The organism is Halomonas cibimaris, assembly GCF_055379665.1.
The window spans coordinates 2,236,589-2,252,919 of record NZ_AP043828.1 but is presented as its reverse complement, the minus strand read 5'-3'; the positions used below and the strand labels follow the sequence as shown (position 1 = coordinate 2,252,919).

Below are 16,331 nucleotides of genomic sequence, written 5' to 3'. Positions count from 1 at the left end.
AGCAAAGCATCTGGAAGCTGGCAGAACGTGACGGCGAGCCGCCGCAAAAGCTGCATCCCAGCGCCAGCTGCAGCAGCTGCGCCAAGCGCGCCGAGCCAATACCTCGCCTGAGGTCACTTTCAGCATGGCGCATAACACTGCCTGACGCTGGGCGACGCTGATACTCAGCACGTTATATCCGCTTTGAAAGGTGCTCGTTATCGCGGCTGCATGGCGGCAAGCCAATGGTATAATCGCCGCGACATACGCAAGACAGCGCCCATCACAAAACGCCACAAGGTGCCGACTATGCCAGCGCATGAACGCCAAGGGAGCACGGGCAGCCTGCAGGCTATGCTTTCTCAAATAGATCGAGATAAAGCTCGCATCGATAGCCACAGGCCGCTGCCCAAGCACACCGCCGCTTCCCTGCGCGACCATCTGGCGCTGGAATGGACGTACAACTCCAACGGTATTGAGGGCAATACCCTTACGCTGCGCGAAACAAAAGTGGTGCTGGAAGGGATCACCGTCGGCGGCAAGACGATGCGCGAGCACCTCGAAGCCATCAACCACCGGGATGCGATTGAGTTTCTTGAAATGCTGGTCGCCGAGCCCACGCCAATCTCTGAGCGTGATATCAAGGATCTGCACGCGCTGGTGCTGCGGGGCATCGATATGGATGAAGCGGGCCGATATCATCGTGAAAACGTCCGCATTACGGGCGCCAGCACCACCCCGCCTGATTGTCTGCATGTCGAGGAGGCGATACAGCGGCTGCTATCCTGGTCACATAGCCAAACGGGCTACCATCCCATACGCCATATAGCAGAGCTGCACACTCGGTTTGTCGAGATTCACCCTTTTATAGACGGCAATGGCCGAACAGGACGCTTGCTCATGAACTGTGAGTTAATGAAAGCCGGCTACCCGCCATCCATCATCCGCGTAGAAGAACGGCTCGACTATTACGACGCGCTGGATACCGCCTGTACCACCGGTGACTATGACGCTATCGCTCGGCTGGTGGGGCAAGGGGTTGAGCGGAGTATTGCGGCTTATCTGGAGCTGCTGGAGCCGCCACAGCCGACGATGCCGTAGCCCAATCCTCCACACAAGTGCTCTTTTTTCCTGCAAGCCACTTTTTTTCTAAAAGTGGCTTTTTTGACCGCGCTTTTGGCCAGGTCCATTCACCAACATCGATAAACTGCGCTCGCTAGCACAAAAAATGTGCTCCGCTGCTGCGCAAGGCGCAGCGACCCAGGCAGGCGCGCCGTCGCTTTCCAAAGCCGCGCCCGCCTGCCATACCGACTCATTTTTAGCGAGAGGTGATGTTGTTATGAGCAAAAAGAAGCGTAACTATTTAGCTCATGCTGCCTGATCCAGCTCGTCCTCTCGCATGAAGGCAGGCACCTCACCGGCAAACAGTTGCTCCAGCGCCGTGTGCGCCGCCAGGCCCTGTTTAACGGCCGTCGAGAGGAAACTGCGCATCCGACAGAAGATCTCCGCCCCTTCCCACGAGCGGAAACAGCCCGAGATCTTCTGCTGGACCTTTGTCATCCGCAGGTCGCGCTCTCCCTGGTTGTTGGTGAAGGGAACGGCAGGATCCTCGAGGAAGCGCAGCACGTCATCCTCATACGCCCGGAGGCGTTCGAGCAGGTTGCGCGCTTTGGTGCGCCTGGTGCGCCCACGGGTTCCGGGGGGTGGCCTGGCCGGTGGCGGACATTCGGCCTCACCCTCCGCCAGGCAGTCCCGGTAGCGAACTCGCCAGCGCTGCGCCTCGTCTGCCGGGAGGCAGCCTCCCGCCTCATCGACGGCGCGATTCATGGCCAACAGCCGATCATGCAGCGACGTCGCCCAGGTTTGCTGGTCGTTGTCCCGGACGCCGGTCAGTTCGCGAAGGTGATGGGCATTGCACAGCGCGTGCCGGCAATCGTGGTAGCGGTAATAGGGCTTCCAATGATCATGCACCAGTACTCCCTGGACGTAAGGCAGGATGCCGATGGCGTCCATGGCCTCCTGGCCGCGCTTTGCATGAGGCGCCAGGTAGGTCAAGGCTTCATTCGAGGCGCAGTGCAGCCAGTAGCGCTTGCCACCGACCTGCATCCCGGTTTCATCGGCATGCACGGTAGCCGCTTCACGTAGCGCCGGGATCACCCACTCGGCAAAGGGCTCGGCTCGTCGGCAGGCCTCCTGGTTGAAGGCAAACAGGGTGCCGGTGCTCAGTGACAGGCCATACTGCGACGTCAGCAGCTCCCGAATGCGCGCATAAGGCAGCAGCTGGTATTGGGAGAGATAGACGGCATGCGCCTTGAGACGCGGGCCATACTGGATCGGGCGGGTCACGCCGTCGGGAAACGGCGCTACATGGCGTTGGCCCCGATCATCCTCCAGCACCTCGGCCTGGTACTCGGTCACCACCGACTGGATCACGATGTCCTGGACCTGACGCTTCTCAACGCCGACCGAGTGATACGCTCTCCCCTTGTTGGGCAGAGTGCGGCGATCGACGCGCAACGATACGACCTCATCCGGGTCGGTAACCGGCTCCAGCGTCCTGCCTTCGTGACCCGGTTGCCCGCCGGGGCGACGCTCGCCCTTTGCCCGGGAGCGGCGTTGGCGGTTGAGGTCCTGTGACGGCGGCTTGCTGCTATTGCGGCTGCTGGTCGCCAGCCGGTCCGCCATCAGCTTGACCAGCAGCATCAGGACGTCGATCGCGGCGCGCAGCGAAGGAGAGACCGTGCGGTCTTCCTTGAGCTGCTGCCGGACCCGCTCGAGGGCCTCGTCGACGTTGATATCTCTGATGGTCATGTTGCCTGCTGGGTGGGGGAGTCGAATGACGGTACTATGCCTGAAGGAACAGCGGGTTGGCGAGTCTCACCCGACGCCACCTGAATAGTTACAAAGAAGCAAGACCCAGTCGAGCTGTTGAATAACGCGCTCAAGCGCTATCAAGATGGCTGTGACCCTAAGCTGATCGAGCTGCGTGAAAGCTCCATCTTTCCCCATCTGATTGCCGCGCAGCCATCAACCGCCCGCAAAAGCCGCACGACCGGCGTGCTGCTTGGCCGGCCGACCCCACAGTATATTGAGCGTGGCCGCCGCATTGTCTACCGGCTGAGCGACCTGCTCACCTGGATGGGTAAAGATAAGCCTGTCAGCAACACCGCTGAAGCCAACTTGAAGCATCGCGAGAACAGCACCGGGGCGGACGATACGCCACCCAACGACTAATATGGCAGCCGGGCTGCGCCGGCCAAACCGGCGCATCCTGCCAGACAGCGCGCTCCCACCTTATGACGCGTGGAACCTGCTTGGAACCTAAAGCCAAACGCACAAAAAACGGCCACTCAGCGAATGCGCTAAGTGACCGTTTTTACTGCTAATTCTGGTCGGAGCGACAGGATTCGAACCTGCGACCTTTGCAACCCCATTGCAACGCGCTACCAAGCTGCGCCACGCTCCGCTTTGCGCTTGGGCAATATGCTCGCCTCAAGACGGGGCGTACTATAGCGCTTTTCGCAGCGGATGAAAAGCCTTTTTTGCGCTTTCTTTTCAGGTGCTTGGCGGCGTCCGGCAGCCAGACATAAAAAAGGAGCCTTTCGGCTCCTTTTAACAAGCTTAGTTAATGATATTAGTCATTCATTTTTTGGCGCAGTGTAGCTCTCACAAAGCCCGCTGCGATACTCCTTATCGGTTGTGTCTTTATTGCACGACCAGCCTGTCTCGGGGTTGTATATATAAGAAACTTTTTTATCATTCAGCACGCCCGCTACGCTAGCATCGGCGCCAGAGCCAAATGTGTAAGTAACTACTGCACCGTCACTTGCATCAGAGAAGCTATTGATGGCCCCATGCTCGCCCTGCAAACGTACACCATATTCCTCTAAGCCACTTTTACCCGACATTCCAGTATTGCCCAGCCCGGTCTTGGCTACACGCTCCTCAATGGTAATGCGTGCCCCGCCTAACAGGCTTGATGCCTCAGCATACTGTGCCCTTGCCACATAGCTCTGATATTGAGGAATGGCAACAGACGCCAGCACGCCGATAATGGCAACCGCAATCATCAGCTCAATGAGGGTAAAACCGCCCTGCTTAGCGGGGCGCGCGGTTTGGGGGTCGACGTTCGTTTGCATAGGATACTCCGCTGTTTTGATCGGGCACCAAGGCAACCTTGGCGCTATTCACCGTTACACTAACTTACGGTTGACGCTCCTTCAACGTATTTCCCCCCTTATTCTACCTCTTTCGGCGTATACGCCGCCGTCCCGATCAGGGCCGAGCCGCCTGATGCGTTCGGGCTGGGGCTTGTCATACCAATACCCGCCCTGCTGTGGTACAACGGCTGCGCATGCCGAGGGCGGCGGGCGTCCGCACGGCCAGCGGCACTCACCACGCAACCAGCAATGGACACAGCCATGAGCCATACCTCCTTTACGTCTACCCTGAGCCAGGCGACCGCTCGCGGCGGCCTGCGCGGCATTGCCGAGCGGCTGGTGGCCCATCAGCTGCTGACCTCGGAGCAGGCCAACGCCGCCGAGGCCGGGGCGGTAAGCCGGGACGTGGAGCTTTTGCGCTACGTGGTCGATGAAAACATGGTCGACCCCGCCGATGCCGCCGTGGCCGCCGGCTGGGAATATGGCCTGCCGGTCGTGGCGCTTGAAGCGATCAATGTCAACGCGCTGCCCCCGGCCGGTGACTACCCCGTGCGCGTACTGCGCAACCTGGGCGTGCTGCCGCTGTCGCGGCGCGGCCATCGCCTTACCGTGGCCGTGCCCTACCCCTCGACGCTCACCCGGCTGGGCGATCTGCAGTTTGCCACCGGGCTTAGCATCGAAGGCGTGCTGGCGCCTGTCGATCAGCTGGCCGGCTCGCTGAACGCCTACCTCGCCCAGAACGAGCGCAGCATGCTGGAGAGCATGGACAGCATCAACGATGCGATCACCTCAATCGAGGCCGTGGGCGAAGACGACGACGCCCTGTCGTTTGACGACGAAGGCGGCGAAGACACCGCCGACGATGCGCCGATCATCAAGTTCGTCAACAAGATTTTGCTGGACGCAATTCAAGACGGCGCCTCGGATATTCACTTTGAGCCCTATGAAACCCTCTACCGGGTGCGTTTCAGGGTGGACGGCGTGCTGGTGGAAGTGGCGCGGCCGCCGTTTTCCATGCGCCACCGCATCGCCGCGCGGCTGAAGGTCATGGCGCGGCTGGATATTTCCGAACGCCGCCTGCCCCAGGACGGCACCATCAAGCTGCGGCTATCGCGCACTCGTTCGCTGGATTTTCGCGTCAACTCGCTGCCCACGGTCTACGGCGAGAAACTGGTGCTGCGCCTGCTCGACCCTTCCGCCGCGCAGATCGGCATCGACCGGCTGGGCTTTAACGAAGCCCAGCGACGCCACTATGAACACGCCCTGGCCCAGCCGCAGGGCATGGTGCTGGTCACCGGCCCCACCGGCAGCGGCAAGACCGTATCGCTGTACACCGGGATGAATATCCTCAACCAGACCGAGCGCAACATCTGCACCGCCGAGGACCCGGTGGAAATCAAGATGCCCGGCATCAATCAGGTCAACGTCATGCCGCGCATCGGGCTGGATTTCGCCACCGCGCTGCGGGCGTTTCTGCGCCAGGACCCGGACGTGGTGATGGTCGGGGAAATCCGCGATCTGGAAACCGCCGAAATCGCCGTCAAGGCGTCGCAAACCGGCCATCTGGTACTGTCAACGCTGCACACCAACTCAGCGGCGGAAACGCTTACGCGTCTGTCGAACATGGGCATCACACCGTTTAACATTGCCAGCGCCGTGAGCCTGATCATCGCCCAGCGGCTGGCGCGCACGCTATGCCCGCACTGTAAAGTAGCCGCAGACATTCCGCCCGAGGCCCTGCGCCAGGAAGGCCTGAACGACGACGACATCGCCGGGGCGACGCTTTATCAGCCCGCGGGCTGCCGTAAATGCACCCACGGCTATAAAGGCCGAGTGGGCATTTACGAAGTCGTGCCGATTTCCGAGGCCATGCGCGGGCTGATCATGCGCGATGCCAACGCTTTGGAAATCGACCGGCTGGCCCGCGAGGAAGGCTATCCGAGCCTGCGCCACAGCGGGCTGCTGAAGGTGCTGGAAGGGGTTACCAGCCTTGAAGAGATCAACCGGGTCACCCAGGAGTAAGGCCGCATGGCACGAGCACCGCGCAGCCGCCGGCAGGCCGAAAAGCTCTACCGTTGGAAATGGAAAGGCACCAGCGCCGACGGGCACAAGGTTCGCGGCACCGCCATCAGCGCCAGCCGCGCCGAGGTGAAGTCAACGCTTCAGCGCCAGAACATCACCGTCCGGCGCATCCGCAAACGACTGGGCGGCCCGGGCAAGGTGACACCGCTGGACGTGGCGCTGTTTGCCCGCCAGATGGCGACCATGACCCGCGCCGGTATTCCGCTTTTGCAGGCGCTTGAGGTCATCCGCGACAGCCTCGACAAGCCGGCAATGGTCGCTTTGCTGCGCCGGATGATTGCCGATGTCACGGCCGGCTCCAGCTTTTCCGATACGCTTCGCCGCCAGCCGCGGCATTTTGATCGCCTGTTTGTCAACCTGGTGCACGTCGGCGAGCAGGCCGGGGCCATGGATGACATACTGTCGCGTTTGGCAAGCTACAAAGAAGCGGTGGAATCGCTCAAGGGGCGGGTCAAAAAGGCCATGTGGTACCCCGGTGCGGTCATGGCGATGGGCATCGGCGTCACTATTATTCTGCTGGTCAAGGTAGTGCCGCAGTTTGAAAGCATGTTTCAGAGCTTTAACGCCGAGCTGCCGGCGATTACCCGGATTACGATCCACCTGTCCGAGCAGGCGCAGCAGTACTGGCTGCACGCACTTGGCGCGGTGATGCTGGCGGGGCTGGCTTTTCGCTACATGCACCGGCGCTCGGAAAAGTTTGCCTACCGGGTAGACGCCTGGCTGCTCTCACTGCCGATCGTCGGCGATATTTTGCACATGTCCGCCGTCGCGCGCTTTTCACGCACCCTGGCCACCACGTTCAGCTCCGGCGTACCGCTGGCCGACGGGCTGAAAAGCACCGCCGGCTCTACCGGCAATCGCGTCTACGAAAGCGCCGTGCTGCGGGCACGCGACGACGTTATCGGCGGCCGGCCGCTGAATTTTGCCGTTCGCATGACCAACATGTTCCCCACCCAGGTGGTGCAGATGCTCAGCATCGGCGAGGAGACCGGCGCGCTGGACGCCATGCTCAACCGCGTGGCGGACTATTACGAAGAGCAGGTCAACAACAAGGTAGAGACGCTGACCTCGCTGATGGAGCCGTTTATCATTGCCGTGCTGGGGCTTTTGGTCGGCGGCGTGGTCGTTGCCATGTACATGCCCATCTTTACGCTGGGCACGGCCATGTAGCCGAGCGGCCAACGCGCCCGTGGCGGCTTTTTTTACAAAACATCTGCAAGGAATAGTATGGCAACGCTCGATGTAGTGCTGGCGGCCCTGTTCGGCCTGTGTCTGGGCAGCTTTCTCAACGTGGTTATCACCCGGCTGCCGGTGATGCTGATGCGCGGCTGGCGCGCCGAAGCCAGAGCGGCGCTGGAGCTGCCCGGCGAGCCGTCGCCGCGTTTTACCCTGCTGGCGCCGCGCTCGATGTGCCCGCTTTGCCACACCCCCATTCGCTGGCACGATAATATACCGCTGCTTGGCTGGCTCAAGCGGCGCGGCCGCTGTGCGGCCTGCCGCGTCCGCATCAGCGTGCAATACCCGCTGGTGGAGCTGGCCGGCGGGGTTCTTGCCGCCACCGCTGTGGCGCTGTTTGACATCACCATTGAGGCGGGTTTTGTGCTCGCCGCCTGCCTTACGCTGCTGGCCATGGCGGTGATTGACCTGCGCACCCAGCTGCTGCCGGACTGCCTGACGCTGCCGCTGCTGTGGGCCGGGCTGCTGTATCAGCTGGTCTGCCAGCCGGCCATGCTGCCCGCCGCGGTGATCGGCGCCATGGCCGGCTACCTGGCGCTGTGGAGCGTGTATTGGCTGTTCAAGCTGGTGACCGGCAAGGAAGGCATGGGCTACGGTGATTTCAAACTGCTCGCCGCGCTGGGCGCCTGGCTGGGCTGGAGCTTTTTGCCGCTGATTGTGATGCTGGCCGCGGGTTTTGGCGCGGTGGTCGGCCTGGCGCTGCAGGCCAGCGCCGGGCGGCGTGACGTGCCCATGCCCTTTGGCCCATTTCTGGCCGCGGCGGGCTGGGCTGGCCTGCTCGCCGGCGATGCGCTGATGGCCACCTATTTGACGGTGATTACGTCAACTACCTCTGCCTGAAGGCAGAGGCTTGTGAAAGCAGGTCCGGTTGACCAGGGAGAGCGGGCAACATGGCCGCTACGTGGGTAACAGGTCGTCAAGACTCACCGCCGAATGCTTCCTCAGTTCGGCACTCTGAAAGGTCAGGGTCATGCGGGCGCAAGGTAAAACGCCGAGGGTTCTGACCGTTGCTGATAGCGTATCGTCGGCAGGAGCCGGTTATCGACATTCCCGAGGGGAGACGGATCGAACGATCCGCGACACAAGGCCCGTAAGGGCATGAACACGGGAGGAAATCGCATGGCGGTTTTCGTATGGGACAAACGCAAGCAGCCGTTGATGCCGTGCAGCGAAAAACGCGCCCGGCTGCTGCTGAAACGCGGTCGCGCCGTGGTGCATAAACGCTACCCGTTCACGATCCGACTCAAGGATCGGGTGGGCGGCGACACGCAACCGCTGCGTTTGAAGCTCGATCCGGGCAGCAAGACGACCGGATTGGCCATGGTGCGGGCGTACCTGCTGGAGAAATGGGGGCGGGCATGTGCCTACTGCGGCGCCACCGAGACGCCGCTGGAAGTCGAGCATGTGGTGCCACGTTCGTGCGGTGGCTCAAACCGCATCAGCAATTTGGCTCTGTCGTGTCATAACTGCAACCAGGCCAAGGATGCGTTGCCGCTGGCGGACTTTTTCGCCACCGATAAAGGCTTAAAGAAGCGCCTCAAGGCCAACGGCCTGTCGGCGGATGGGCGGCTTGAGCGCGTACAGCGCCAGCTCAAGCAGCCGCTACGCGACGCCAGTGCGGTCAATGCGACCCGCTGGGCGCTGTTCACCGCGCTCAAGGCCACCGGCTTAGCTGTCACGGTCAGCACGGGTGGCCGTACCAAATACAACCGCCAGCGGCTCGGTATTCCCAAAACTCACGCCCTGGATGCCGCTTGCGTCGGCCCAATGGACGCCCTGCACCACTGGCAAGTGCCAACGCTGACGATCAAAGCCACCGGGCGCGGCAGCTATCAGCGCACTCGACTGACCAAACACGGTTTTCCGCGTGGCTACCTGATGCGACAAAAACAGGTACACGGTTTTCAGACCGGCGACATGGTAAGCGCCATCGTGCCCGCCGGCAGGAAAGCCGGCACGCATACGGGCCGTGTGGCCGTGCGCAGAACCGGCCGCTTTAATATCCAGACCCAACAGGGGGCAGTGCAGGGCATTTCGCACACATACTGCACCGTTATCCAACGTGGAGATGGCTACGGCTACCACCTCACAATAACCACTCACCAACGGAAAGGAGGAGCGGGACAGGCGGTGGCATAATCCGGGTATCCCGCACAAGTTCTGATGATTATTGGTTTAACCGGCGGCATCGGCTCGGGCAAATCCACCGTAGCCCGGGCGTTTGCTGCATGCGGCGCGGCCTGGGTAGACGCCGACGACGTCGCCCGTGAAATTGTCGCACCCGGCGAGCCGGCTCTTGCCGCCATTGCCCGGCGCTACGGCAGCGGGGTGCTGCAGCCGGACGGCACGCTGAACCGCGCCGCCCTGCGCGAGCGGATCTTTACCGAGCCCGCCGAGCGAGCGTGGCTGGAAAGCGTGACCCACCCTCGGGTGCGCGAACGCTTGCTGGCGCATCTGGCCCGTCTTGAAGCTGACACCGCCCGCGCTCCGTACGTGCTGCTGGTCTCGCCGCTGCTGTTCGAATCTGGCCAGGACGCGCTGGTCAAACGCTGCCTGGTGGTTGATATACCCGAGACCATGCAGATCGAACGCACCCTGTCCCGGGATGGCAGCAGCCCCGTGCAGATCAAGGCGATCATGGCCGCTCAGCTCTCACGTCGGGAACGGCTTTCCCGCGGCTGCGATGTGATTGATAATAGCGCGGACGACGCGTTCATGCGCGCTCAGGCCGGTGCGCTGGATGCCTGCTATCGCATCCTTGCCCGCGCCTGACGCGTCGCACCGGCCATTGTTACGTATATTGCCCTCAGGAGGTTTGCATGTCTGGCAACACTGCCGCTTCATCGTCTGCCGTGGCGCTGCCCTGCCCCGAGTGCGGCACGCGCGTTCTCTGGGCGGCGCAAAGCGTCTACCGGCCGTTTTGCAGCCGCCGCTGCCAGCTGCTGGATCTGGGCGCCTGGGCGGATGAATCGCACCGCATCCGCGGTGAGCCTGCCATGGACGAAGCGGATATCGACGGGCTGCTGCGCGAGGCGGATCGCGACGCCCCGCTTTCCTGACTGACGCCCGCTGCCCGTCATTTTTGCCCATCGTTTTTGTCACCGTCACAACGAGGATGCCCATGACCGGCCGCTCATCGACCCCGCTGGACTATCAGCTGCTATACCGGTTGGATAGCGCGTTCGACGACGTGCTGGCCGCGCTGGAAGCGGTCAATGAACAGGCGCGCCTATGTCCTCCGGGCTACTGGGCGCTGGACACACCCGGTGCGGGCGGCGACTGGCTGCACGCAGCGCTTTTCGACATGTGGCACACCCCGGGCCAGGACGGCCGCCAAACGCGCAACTATATAGGCCTGGTGGCCGCCAACGACGCGCTGCTGGATGCGGTTATCCGCGCCAACGCCGCCAAGAGCCGCTTCAGCGACGCCCTGCAGGCCATCAAGCAGCAGGCGCCGAGCCTGCTGAGCGAAGGCCGAGAACGCCTGCCCCGGCGACACCCCCGGGTACAAACGGTGCTGGAACGCAACGGCCTGGCTCGGCTGCACCTTAAACAGTGCTGGCGCCACCTGCCCGTGGCCGAGGCGCCGGTGTCCCGCGTGCGCTTTGCCTGGTACAGCAGCGGGCGCTCCATCAAGCGGCTGAGCGTGCGTCAGGCCGAGGAGAAACTGCTGGCGCTGGACAGCGACGCCGCCCATGTGCGCCTGCAGCTGCGCCGGCTGGCAGGCATTCCCTCCTCCGAGCCGCTGGCCCAGGTACAGCCGCAGGCACCGCTGATGCGCGCCAACCTGTTCTTTACCGAACCGCTGGCCGACGGGCATACCCGCCGAGCCCTGAATGCCGCCATGCCCATCTTTGTGCCCAGCGCCCAGGGCCGGCTGCCGCACACCAATTGCCCTGCTCTCACCCCGCCGGAAAAACGCACGCGCGCCCGGCGCCGGGATGAAAAACTCGAGCACGAGCCGTTTTTGCCCAGCCTGCGCGTTTACCGCTACCGCTGAGCCGGCGGCCGATCTTCCCAAAGGCCGTAGTCAAGCAGCGTATGGCTAAGCTCAAGAAGCGCTGCGTGGCTGATGCCGTATTCTTTCATCAGCGCCTCCAGATGCCGGCCAAAGGCTTGTTCTCTGGCCTTCGCATCGTCTTCTCGTTCCAGCGTATCCAACGAGCGTACCGGCGGTCCGGTAGGAATGTCGGCAGCGGTATCCGGGTCATCCAGTGCCTTGAGCGCCTTGGCAAAAGCGTCGTCCAGCTCTTTGAACTGGCGAAGTTTATCTCGTCCGCTTTGTGGCGTAGCCGCGTTGCGATGTTTCATTCGTATTCCATTCTCACCTTGTATGACGTTTTGAATAAAAGATTAGCGGGCAAAAACGCAGTCTGACAGAACAGTTTTCTGCCAATGACGGCTTTGTGCAGCGTTTTTTGTGCAAAAAATGTGCGCAAACGCGCACAAAGACCAAAGTAAACTTGCTATCGACCCGGCAAAACAAGCATAAAGATGGCAGCAAAACATGTTGGCACAGCAGGTGTGATATACCCGCGTTGTTGCGGGCCGCAGCATAACGGCTACCGAGGATAGCAGCGTAAAAAACGCTTGCGCACTGTTTACAGTCGTTGACATTTATCGTGCCGGTTTTGGGTGCACGCCGAGCTACTTGGCTTTCCTCTTTTACCGCTGCGCGCCCTATCTGCTGGCCTGCGTATAAGCACGAAACGGTGCGACAAGGACGAGACGATCGTCCGCCAGACCGATGCACGAGAGGCTGAATCATGAAGGATGCGATGACACGTGCCGAAATCTGGCTACAGGATACCCTTTGCCAACCGCTGAGTATCGACGATCTGGCCCTTCATCTGGGCTATTCTACCTCGCAGGTGCGGCGACTTTTCCACCATCATTTTGGCAGCTCACCCGGCACCTATCGTGACGGCCGTCGCCTTGAGCGGGCCGCTGTGCTGCTGGCGCTTACCCTGGACCCTGTTGCAGACATCGGGCTTGCCTGCGGCTATCGCAACCATTCGGCTTTTTCACGCGCGTTTCAGCGCCGCTACGGCACAACGCCGCGCCGCTATCGCCGCCGCATACGCCATGCGCTGGGCCAGCGCCCGCCGGGCTGTCGCATGCCAATACACCGTGAGAAAAAGCGCAGCCACTATGCCATTATGCGGCGAGAATACAAACCGCCCCATGCGCTGGCGCTGGGCAGCCAGACGCTACACGCCCAGGGGCTTGGCGGACAAGGCGAGCGCTTGAGCGCGGCCGTGCCCGGCATTGCACTGCCTGATCTGTTTACCGCGCGGCTGGTGCCGGACAGCGCCTTTAATACCGCCCGGCGCACTGACGTGGGGCTTTGCCTGCTGCCGCCAAGCGCAGTTAACGGCCTGGCGCTGCCAATGCCATACCGATGCGTACCCGTTGCCGCTCAACACTATGCGACTGTTCGTCTGTCGACCCTTCATCAGCTGGACGGCGCCGTTGACTGTCTGATACATGAGCTGATGCGCCGCAGCAGTTCGCTTCGCATCAGCGGCAAATCGCCCAGCGTGCTGTGGCTTGGCCACGAGCTGGAACTGCGTGTCCCTCTTGTAGCACAGCCTGACGTTGCACAAAGCACATCGAACTCGCGGTGAGCGCGGCGGAGCGGGCCTTGCGAATGCCCCCGAGAAAAAGCATAAACGGCTATTTTGCGTAAACGCTATCGCAGCACTTGCACGGCGTATCAGGCCTGCATTTGCTGGCTGCGTGCTTTCATGCGGGCCGACGAAAAAATCGCTTAGTCTTCTGTGCGTATAACCCAGGACTCTACCGTTTTGTCACCGTGTTCGCTTTTCCAGCCACGCAGCTTTTTGTGATTGCCGCCACGGGTTTTAATCACCTCACCGGTATGCGGGTTTTCATACACCTTCAGACGGCGCTTGCGACGGCCGGTAGCGGTGGTCGGCTTCGCGCTGCTCTGCTCCGGATTAAGCAGTGCGATCACGTCGGACGGACGCTTGCCAAACTCGTTCATCAAGCTTTCCAGCTTTTCCTTGAACTCAAGCTCGCTTTGCAGACGCTGATCGTCTTTCAGACGCGCAAGCTCTTCTTGAAGCTGTTTGAGCTGCTGCTCTTTTTGAACATACTGGTTGAGTAGTGACATGGTTTATATCCTTTTGCTAAATCAATAAAACGGCGATTATCAAAAACGCCGTGACGACAAAAACAAACATCGGCAAAAGATGGCGCCGATTTGCCGGGACATTATTGCGCTATAGCGCATAACTCGCAAGGGGTTATCGCAACAGTATGACTGTTAGAAAAAACGGGCACTTTGCTATGTGGCTTAACAGTCTTCTGTGCAACTGGTGATGTCTATTCTGCGTTACAGGATAGAACGTCAAAGCGCTTTGTAAGTAACAAAAAACGCCGGTTTTTACGCCGGCGTTTTCGTTAATGCGTGCAAAGCGCGTCTTAAAAATTCGACTTGATTGCGCCTTGCTGGTGCAAATAGTCAATCAGCCCTTGAACTGCTGCCTGCGAACGCAGTCGCTCAGCCATTTGAGCAACAAACGCCTCTATTTCGGCATCGGGCTCGCCGGCGGAAACGCGCTCCAGAGCGATGATGGCAACGCCGTCGGACGTCGCCACACGGCCATATCCCGCCTGGTCGTCTCCGGGCTTGGGCAGCCGGAATGCCGCATTGACGATATCACTGGGTACGGCGCTGCCAGCCTGGCGGGAAACGCTGTTGGCCTGCTGCCACGCCAAGTCCGTGGGCTTGCCAGCCTTGAGCCGATCAATCAGCGTGGCGGCACGGCGGGCCAGCGCCGCTTGCTGCTGCTGGGCCACGACCCGACGCTTGACCTCGTCGCGCACCTCGGCAAGCGGCAGCGTGGTGGCGTCACGGTGTTCAACCACGCGCAGTACCAGGCGGCGGTCTTTATCCAGCTCGATTACGTCGCTGTTATAACCGTCTTCCAGTACATCCTCGCTAAACGCCTTATCCATGACGCCGGGCTCGGAAAGTACGCCCTGCCCCGCATTGCGGGATACCCAGCCGCTGCGCTGTACGCGCAAGCCGATATCATCGGCCACGCTTTGCAAATCATCGGCGGCGAAGCTTTCATCAATCAGCTGTTGCGCGCGCTCGTTGAATGCCTCATCAACCTGGCGAGCCGCCAGCATCTGACGCAGCTTGTCACGCTGCTCGTCAAAAGACGGCCGATCGATGTCGGTTACCTTGATGATATGCAGGGCATCGTCCATAGCAACGGGCGCCGACACCTCGCCTTCGCTCAGAGAAAACGCCGCCTCGTCGAACGATTCGCCGAAGAAGCCGCGGCTGATTTCCCCCAGATTACCGCCGTTTTCGGCGCTGGCAGTATCGTCGGAGTAGCGCGCGGCGGTATCGGCAAAGCTTTTTCCGGCTTTCAGGTCATCCAGCGCCTGTTCGGCAACCGCCCGAGCCTGTTCACGGCTGCGTTCGTTGCCATAGCCGATCATGATGTGTGCGACGCGACGGCTGGCATCGTCGGTCTGCTCGCGCCACGCCTGGCGCAACTCGTCGTCGCTGATCGCAACGCTTTCCGCCATCGCCTGGCGGTCGAGCACTACGTAGTGAAGCTTGACCTGCTCCGGGCGACGAAACAGCTCGGTGTGCGCTTTGTAATAGGCTTGCATATCATCGGCGTCGGGGCTGACCTCAATGCCGGCGTTCTCTGCTGTCAGCTGCGCATAGCGAAAAGTCCGCGTCTGGCGCTGCAGCGCGGCCAGGCGCTCGCGCTCCGCTTCCGGGGTGAATTCGCTGAGCGCAAGCCCTTGCTGCAGCTGGCGCCGCATGATGTCGGCGCGCAGCTCGTTACGAAACGCCAGCGGCGTATAGCCAACGCGGGACAGGCGGTTGCGAAAAAGCTCGGGAGAAAAGCTGCCCTCCTGGTCGTGAAACTCCTCCAGGCTGACAATCAGCTGGTCGAGCTGCTCGTCGGAGATCTTGAATCCGCCGTCTTCGGCATACTGGGTTAAAAGCTTTTGAGTGATCAGCTGATCAAGCATGTCCTCACGCAGCGCTTTTTCCTGCTCCGGGGGAACCTGCCCTGAACGCATGGTGCGCTGCACCTCCAGCCCTACCTGCTGGCGGGTAATGGTTTCACCGTTTACCTTGGCTGCCTGGTCGGGATCTTCACCGAAGACACTAAACAGCGATTCCACGCCGAACAGCGCCATGGCGGCCACCATAACGCCGATGATTATCTTTGCGGCCCAGCTTTTGGCGCCGTCTCGAATACTTTGCAGCATGCTTGCCTCAGATAAACACGGCCAATCCCGCGTTTTTTCCCGCGTTAAAACATGACATGGGCGCACCGCTTGGCGATGCGCCCATGTCACCATGTCTTGAGAGCGTTATTGACAGCGTCACCGTTATCCGCGCCGCTCAAGTATCACCCAGCGCTCGACACCTTAGTTGACGGCATCCTTGAGCGCTTTTCCCGCCTTGAAGTTGGGCACTTTCGCAGCGCTGATTTCAATGGGCTGACCGGTTTGCGGGTTACGTCCGGTACGCGCAGCACGCTCTTTGATCGTGAAGGTACCAAAGCCTACCAGTGATACGCTTTCGCCCTGCTTGAGGCTTTCGGTGACGGATTCCACCATGGCATCCAGCGCACGGGTTGCCGCTGCCTTGGGTATATCGGCAGAGGCCGCAATGGCTTCAATCAGCTCGGACTTGTTCACACTTCACCCCTTGACTGGTTTAAAAAATGGCTCTGAAAGGCACGGTTAGCGGTTGGCTTGACGATCAAAGCGCAGCTGCAGTTTATAGCAACGCGGCAAAATGACTGTCAAGCAACCGTGCCGCAAAATGCCCGCCATACAAGGCTTTGGGCGTTATTTCAGCATTGG

Annotated in this window: 16 protein-coding genes and 1 tRNA gene; 10 read left to right on the top strand and 7 right to left on the bottom strand. The window is 61.0% G+C overall.

What is annotated here, in order from left to right:
* The first annotated feature begins 288 nt into the window (after window positions 1-288).
* Window positions 289-1,080, top strand: a complete 792-nt coding sequence (locus tag ACZ415_RS10460; protein ID WP_344702375.1) for a Fic family protein — start codon at window positions 289-291, stop codon at window positions 1,078-1,080.
* A 267-nt stretch (window positions 1,081-1,347) separates the two neighbouring features.
* Here ACZ415_RS10460 and tnpC read toward each other — a convergent pair whose 3' ends face one another.
* Window positions 1,348-2,790 (bottom strand): IS66 family transposase, encoded by a 1,443-nt coding sequence (gene tnpC / locus ACZ415_RS10455; protein WP_464387713.1) that lies wholly within the window; start codon window positions 2,788-2,790, stop codon window positions 1,348-1,350.
* Window positions 2,791-2,907: 117 nt separating this feature from the next.
* Here tnpC and ACZ415_RS10450 point away from each other — a divergent pair, with 117 nt between their 5' ends.
* Window positions 2,908-3,213: a hypothetical protein gene (locus ACZ415_RS10450; RefSeq protein ID WP_344701631.1), complete on the top strand. Its 306-nt coding sequence runs from the start codon at window positions 2,908-2,910 to the stop codon at window positions 3,211-3,213.
* A gap of 155 nt (window positions 3,214-3,368) precedes the next feature.
* Here the strand turns inward: ACZ415_RS10450 and ACZ415_RS10445 are convergent.
* Together ACZ415_RS10445 and ACZ415_RS10440 are read right to left on the bottom strand one after the other, a co-directional pair.
* A tRNA-Pro gene (locus ACZ415_RS10445) sits at window positions 3,369-3,445 on the bottom strand.
* Between the two features lie 172 nt (window positions 3,446-3,617).
* Complete coding sequence (locus ACZ415_RS10440; RefSeq protein WP_344701629.1) at window positions 3,618-4,118, bottom strand: pilin; 501 nt, start codon at window positions 4,116-4,118, stop codon at window positions 3,618-3,620.
* 282 nt (window positions 4,119-4,400) lie between these two features.
* Here ACZ415_RS10440 and pilB point away from each other — a divergent pair, with 282 nt between their 5' ends.
* The 7 genes from pilB (at window position 4,401) to ACZ415_RS10405 (ending at window position 11,457) form a co-directional block, all read left to right on the top strand.
* Entirely contained in the window at window positions 4,401-6,161 is a 1,761-nt protein-coding gene (gene pilB / locus ACZ415_RS10435) for a type IV-A pilus assembly ATPase PilB (protein ID WP_344701627.1), read from the top strand.
* A 6-nt stretch (window positions 6,162-6,167) separates the two neighbouring features.
* A complete protein-coding gene (locus ACZ415_RS10430; RefSeq protein WP_344701625.1) occupies window positions 6,168-7,391 on the top strand; it encodes a type II secretion system F family protein in 1,224 nt (407 codons plus the stop codon).
* A 57-nt stretch (window positions 7,392-7,448) separates the two neighbouring features.
* Window positions 7,449-8,297 (top strand): prepilin peptidase, encoded by an 849-nt coding sequence (locus ACZ415_RS10425; RefSeq protein ID WP_344701623.1) that lies wholly within the window; start codon window positions 7,449-7,451, stop codon window positions 8,295-8,297.
* A gap of 258 nt (window positions 8,298-8,555) precedes the next feature.
* The gene (locus ACZ415_RS10420; protein ID WP_344701621.1) at window positions 8,556-9,596 is read left to right on the top strand and encodes an RRXRR domain-containing protein; all 1,041 of its coding nucleotides are present in this window, start codon (window positions 8,556-8,558) and stop codon (window positions 9,594-9,596) included.
* A gap of 24 nt (window positions 9,597-9,620) precedes the next feature.
* Window positions 9,621-10,229: a dephospho-CoA kinase gene (coaE, locus tag ACZ415_RS10415; RefSeq protein ID WP_344701619.1), complete on the top strand. Its 609-nt coding sequence runs from the start codon at window positions 9,621-9,623 to the stop codon at window positions 10,227-10,229.
* A 47-nt stretch (window positions 10,230-10,276) separates the two neighbouring features.
* Window positions 10,277-10,516: a DNA gyrase inhibitor YacG gene (yacG, locus tag ACZ415_RS10410; RefSeq protein WP_344701617.1), complete on the top strand. Its 240-nt coding sequence runs from the start codon at window positions 10,277-10,279 to the stop codon at window positions 10,514-10,516.
* A 62-nt stretch (window positions 10,517-10,578) separates the two neighbouring features.
* The gene (locus ACZ415_RS10405; protein ID WP_344701615.1) at window positions 10,579-11,457 is read left to right on the top strand and encodes a DNA replication terminus site-binding protein; all 879 of its coding nucleotides are present in this window, start codon (window positions 10,579-10,581) and stop codon (window positions 11,455-11,457) included.
* Here the strand turns inward: ACZ415_RS10405 and ACZ415_RS10400 are convergent.
* Window positions 11,448-11,768, bottom strand: a complete 321-nt coding sequence (locus tag ACZ415_RS10400) for a hypothetical protein (RefSeq protein ID WP_344701613.1) — start codon at window positions 11,766-11,768, stop codon at window positions 11,448-11,450. The genes ACZ415_RS10405 and ACZ415_RS10400 overlap by 10 nt on opposite strands.
* 467 nt (window positions 11,769-12,235) lie before the next feature.
* On the opposite strand from ACZ415_RS10400, the gene ACZ415_RS10395 reads away from it, so the two are divergent.
* Window positions 12,236-13,084 carry a helix-turn-helix transcriptional regulator gene (locus ACZ415_RS10395; protein WP_344701611.1) on the top strand — a complete coding sequence of 283 codons (849 nt, stop codon included), beginning with the start codon at window positions 12,236-12,238 and terminating at the stop codon, window positions 13,082-13,084.
* 143 nt (window positions 13,085-13,227) lie between these two features.
* On the opposite strand, the gene ACZ415_RS10390 is transcribed toward ACZ415_RS10395, so the two are convergent.
* The 3 genes from ACZ415_RS10390 to ACZ415_RS10380 all read right to left on the bottom strand — a co-directional run bounded on the left by ACZ415_RS10390 (window position 13,228) and on the right by ACZ415_RS10380 (window position 16,163).
* A complete protein-coding gene (locus ACZ415_RS10390; RefSeq protein WP_344701609.1) occupies window positions 13,228-13,593 on the bottom strand; it encodes a histone-like nucleoid-structuring protein, MvaT/MvaU family in 366 nt (121 codons plus the stop codon).
* 311 nt (window positions 13,594-13,904) lie between these two features.
* Entirely contained in the window at window positions 13,905-15,728 is a 1,824-nt protein-coding gene (locus ACZ415_RS10385) for a SurA N-terminal domain-containing protein (protein ID WP_344701606.1), read from the bottom strand.
* 162 nt (window positions 15,729-15,890) lie between these two features.
* Window positions 15,891-16,163, bottom strand: a complete 273-nt coding sequence (locus ACZ415_RS10380; protein WP_344701604.1) for an HU family DNA-binding protein — start codon at window positions 16,161-16,163, stop codon at window positions 15,891-15,893.
* Window positions 16,164-16,331: the final 168 nt, after the last annotated feature.

Bases quoted from the DNA above. Each gene is read 5' to 3' on its own strand.
- ACZ415_RS10430 (WP_344701625.1), top strand. From the start codon at position 6,168: ATGGCACGAGCACCGCGCAGCCGCCGGCAGGCCGAAAAGCTCTACCGT.
- ACZ415_RS10440 (WP_344701629.1), bottom strand. From the start codon at position 4,118: ATGCAAACGAACGTCGACCCCCAAACCGCGCGCCCCGCTAAGCAGGGC.
- ACZ415_RS10425 (WP_344701623.1), top strand. From the start codon at position 7,449: ATGGCAACGCTCGATGTAGTGCTGGCGGCCCTGTTCGGCCTGTGTCTG.
- ACZ415_RS10460 (WP_344702375.1), top strand. From the start codon at position 289: ATGCCAGCGCATGAACGCCAAGGGAGCACGGGCAGCCTGCAGGCTATG.
- coaE (WP_344701619.1), top strand. From the start codon at position 9,621: ATGATTATTGGTTTAACCGGCGGCATCGGCTCGGGCAAATCCACCGTA.
- ACZ415_RS10395 (WP_344701611.1), top strand. From the start codon at position 12,236: ATGACACGTGCCGAAATCTGGCTACAGGATACCCTTTGCCAACCGCTG.
- ACZ415_RS10400 (WP_344701613.1), bottom strand. From the start codon at position 11,768: ATGAAACATCGCAACGCGGCTACGCCACAAAGCGGACGAGATAAACTT.
- ACZ415_RS10420 (WP_344701621.1), top strand. From the start codon at position 8,556: ATGAACACGGGAGGAAATCGCATGGCGGTTTTCGTATGGGACAAACGC.
- ACZ415_RS10390 (WP_344701609.1), bottom strand. From the start codon at position 13,593: ATGTCACTACTCAACCAGTATGTTCAAAAAGAGCAGCAGCTCAAACAG.
- tnpC (WP_464387713.1), bottom strand. From the start codon at position 2,790: ATGACCATCAGAGATATCAACGTCGACGAGGCCCTCGAGCGGGTCCGG.
- ACZ415_RS10405 (WP_344701615.1), top strand. From the start codon at position 10,579: ATGACCGGCCGCTCATCGACCCCGCTGGACTATCAGCTGCTATACCGG.
- pilB (WP_344701627.1), top strand. From the start codon at position 4,401: ATGAGCCATACCTCCTTTACGTCTACCCTGAGCCAGGCGACCGCTCGC.
- ACZ415_RS10385 (WP_344701606.1), bottom strand. From the start codon at position 15,728: ATGCTGCAAAGTATTCGAGACGGCGCCAAAAGCTGGGCCGCAAAGATA.
- yacG (WP_344701617.1), top strand. From the start codon at position 10,277: ATGTCTGGCAACACTGCCGCTTCATCGTCTGCCGTGGCGCTGCCCTGC.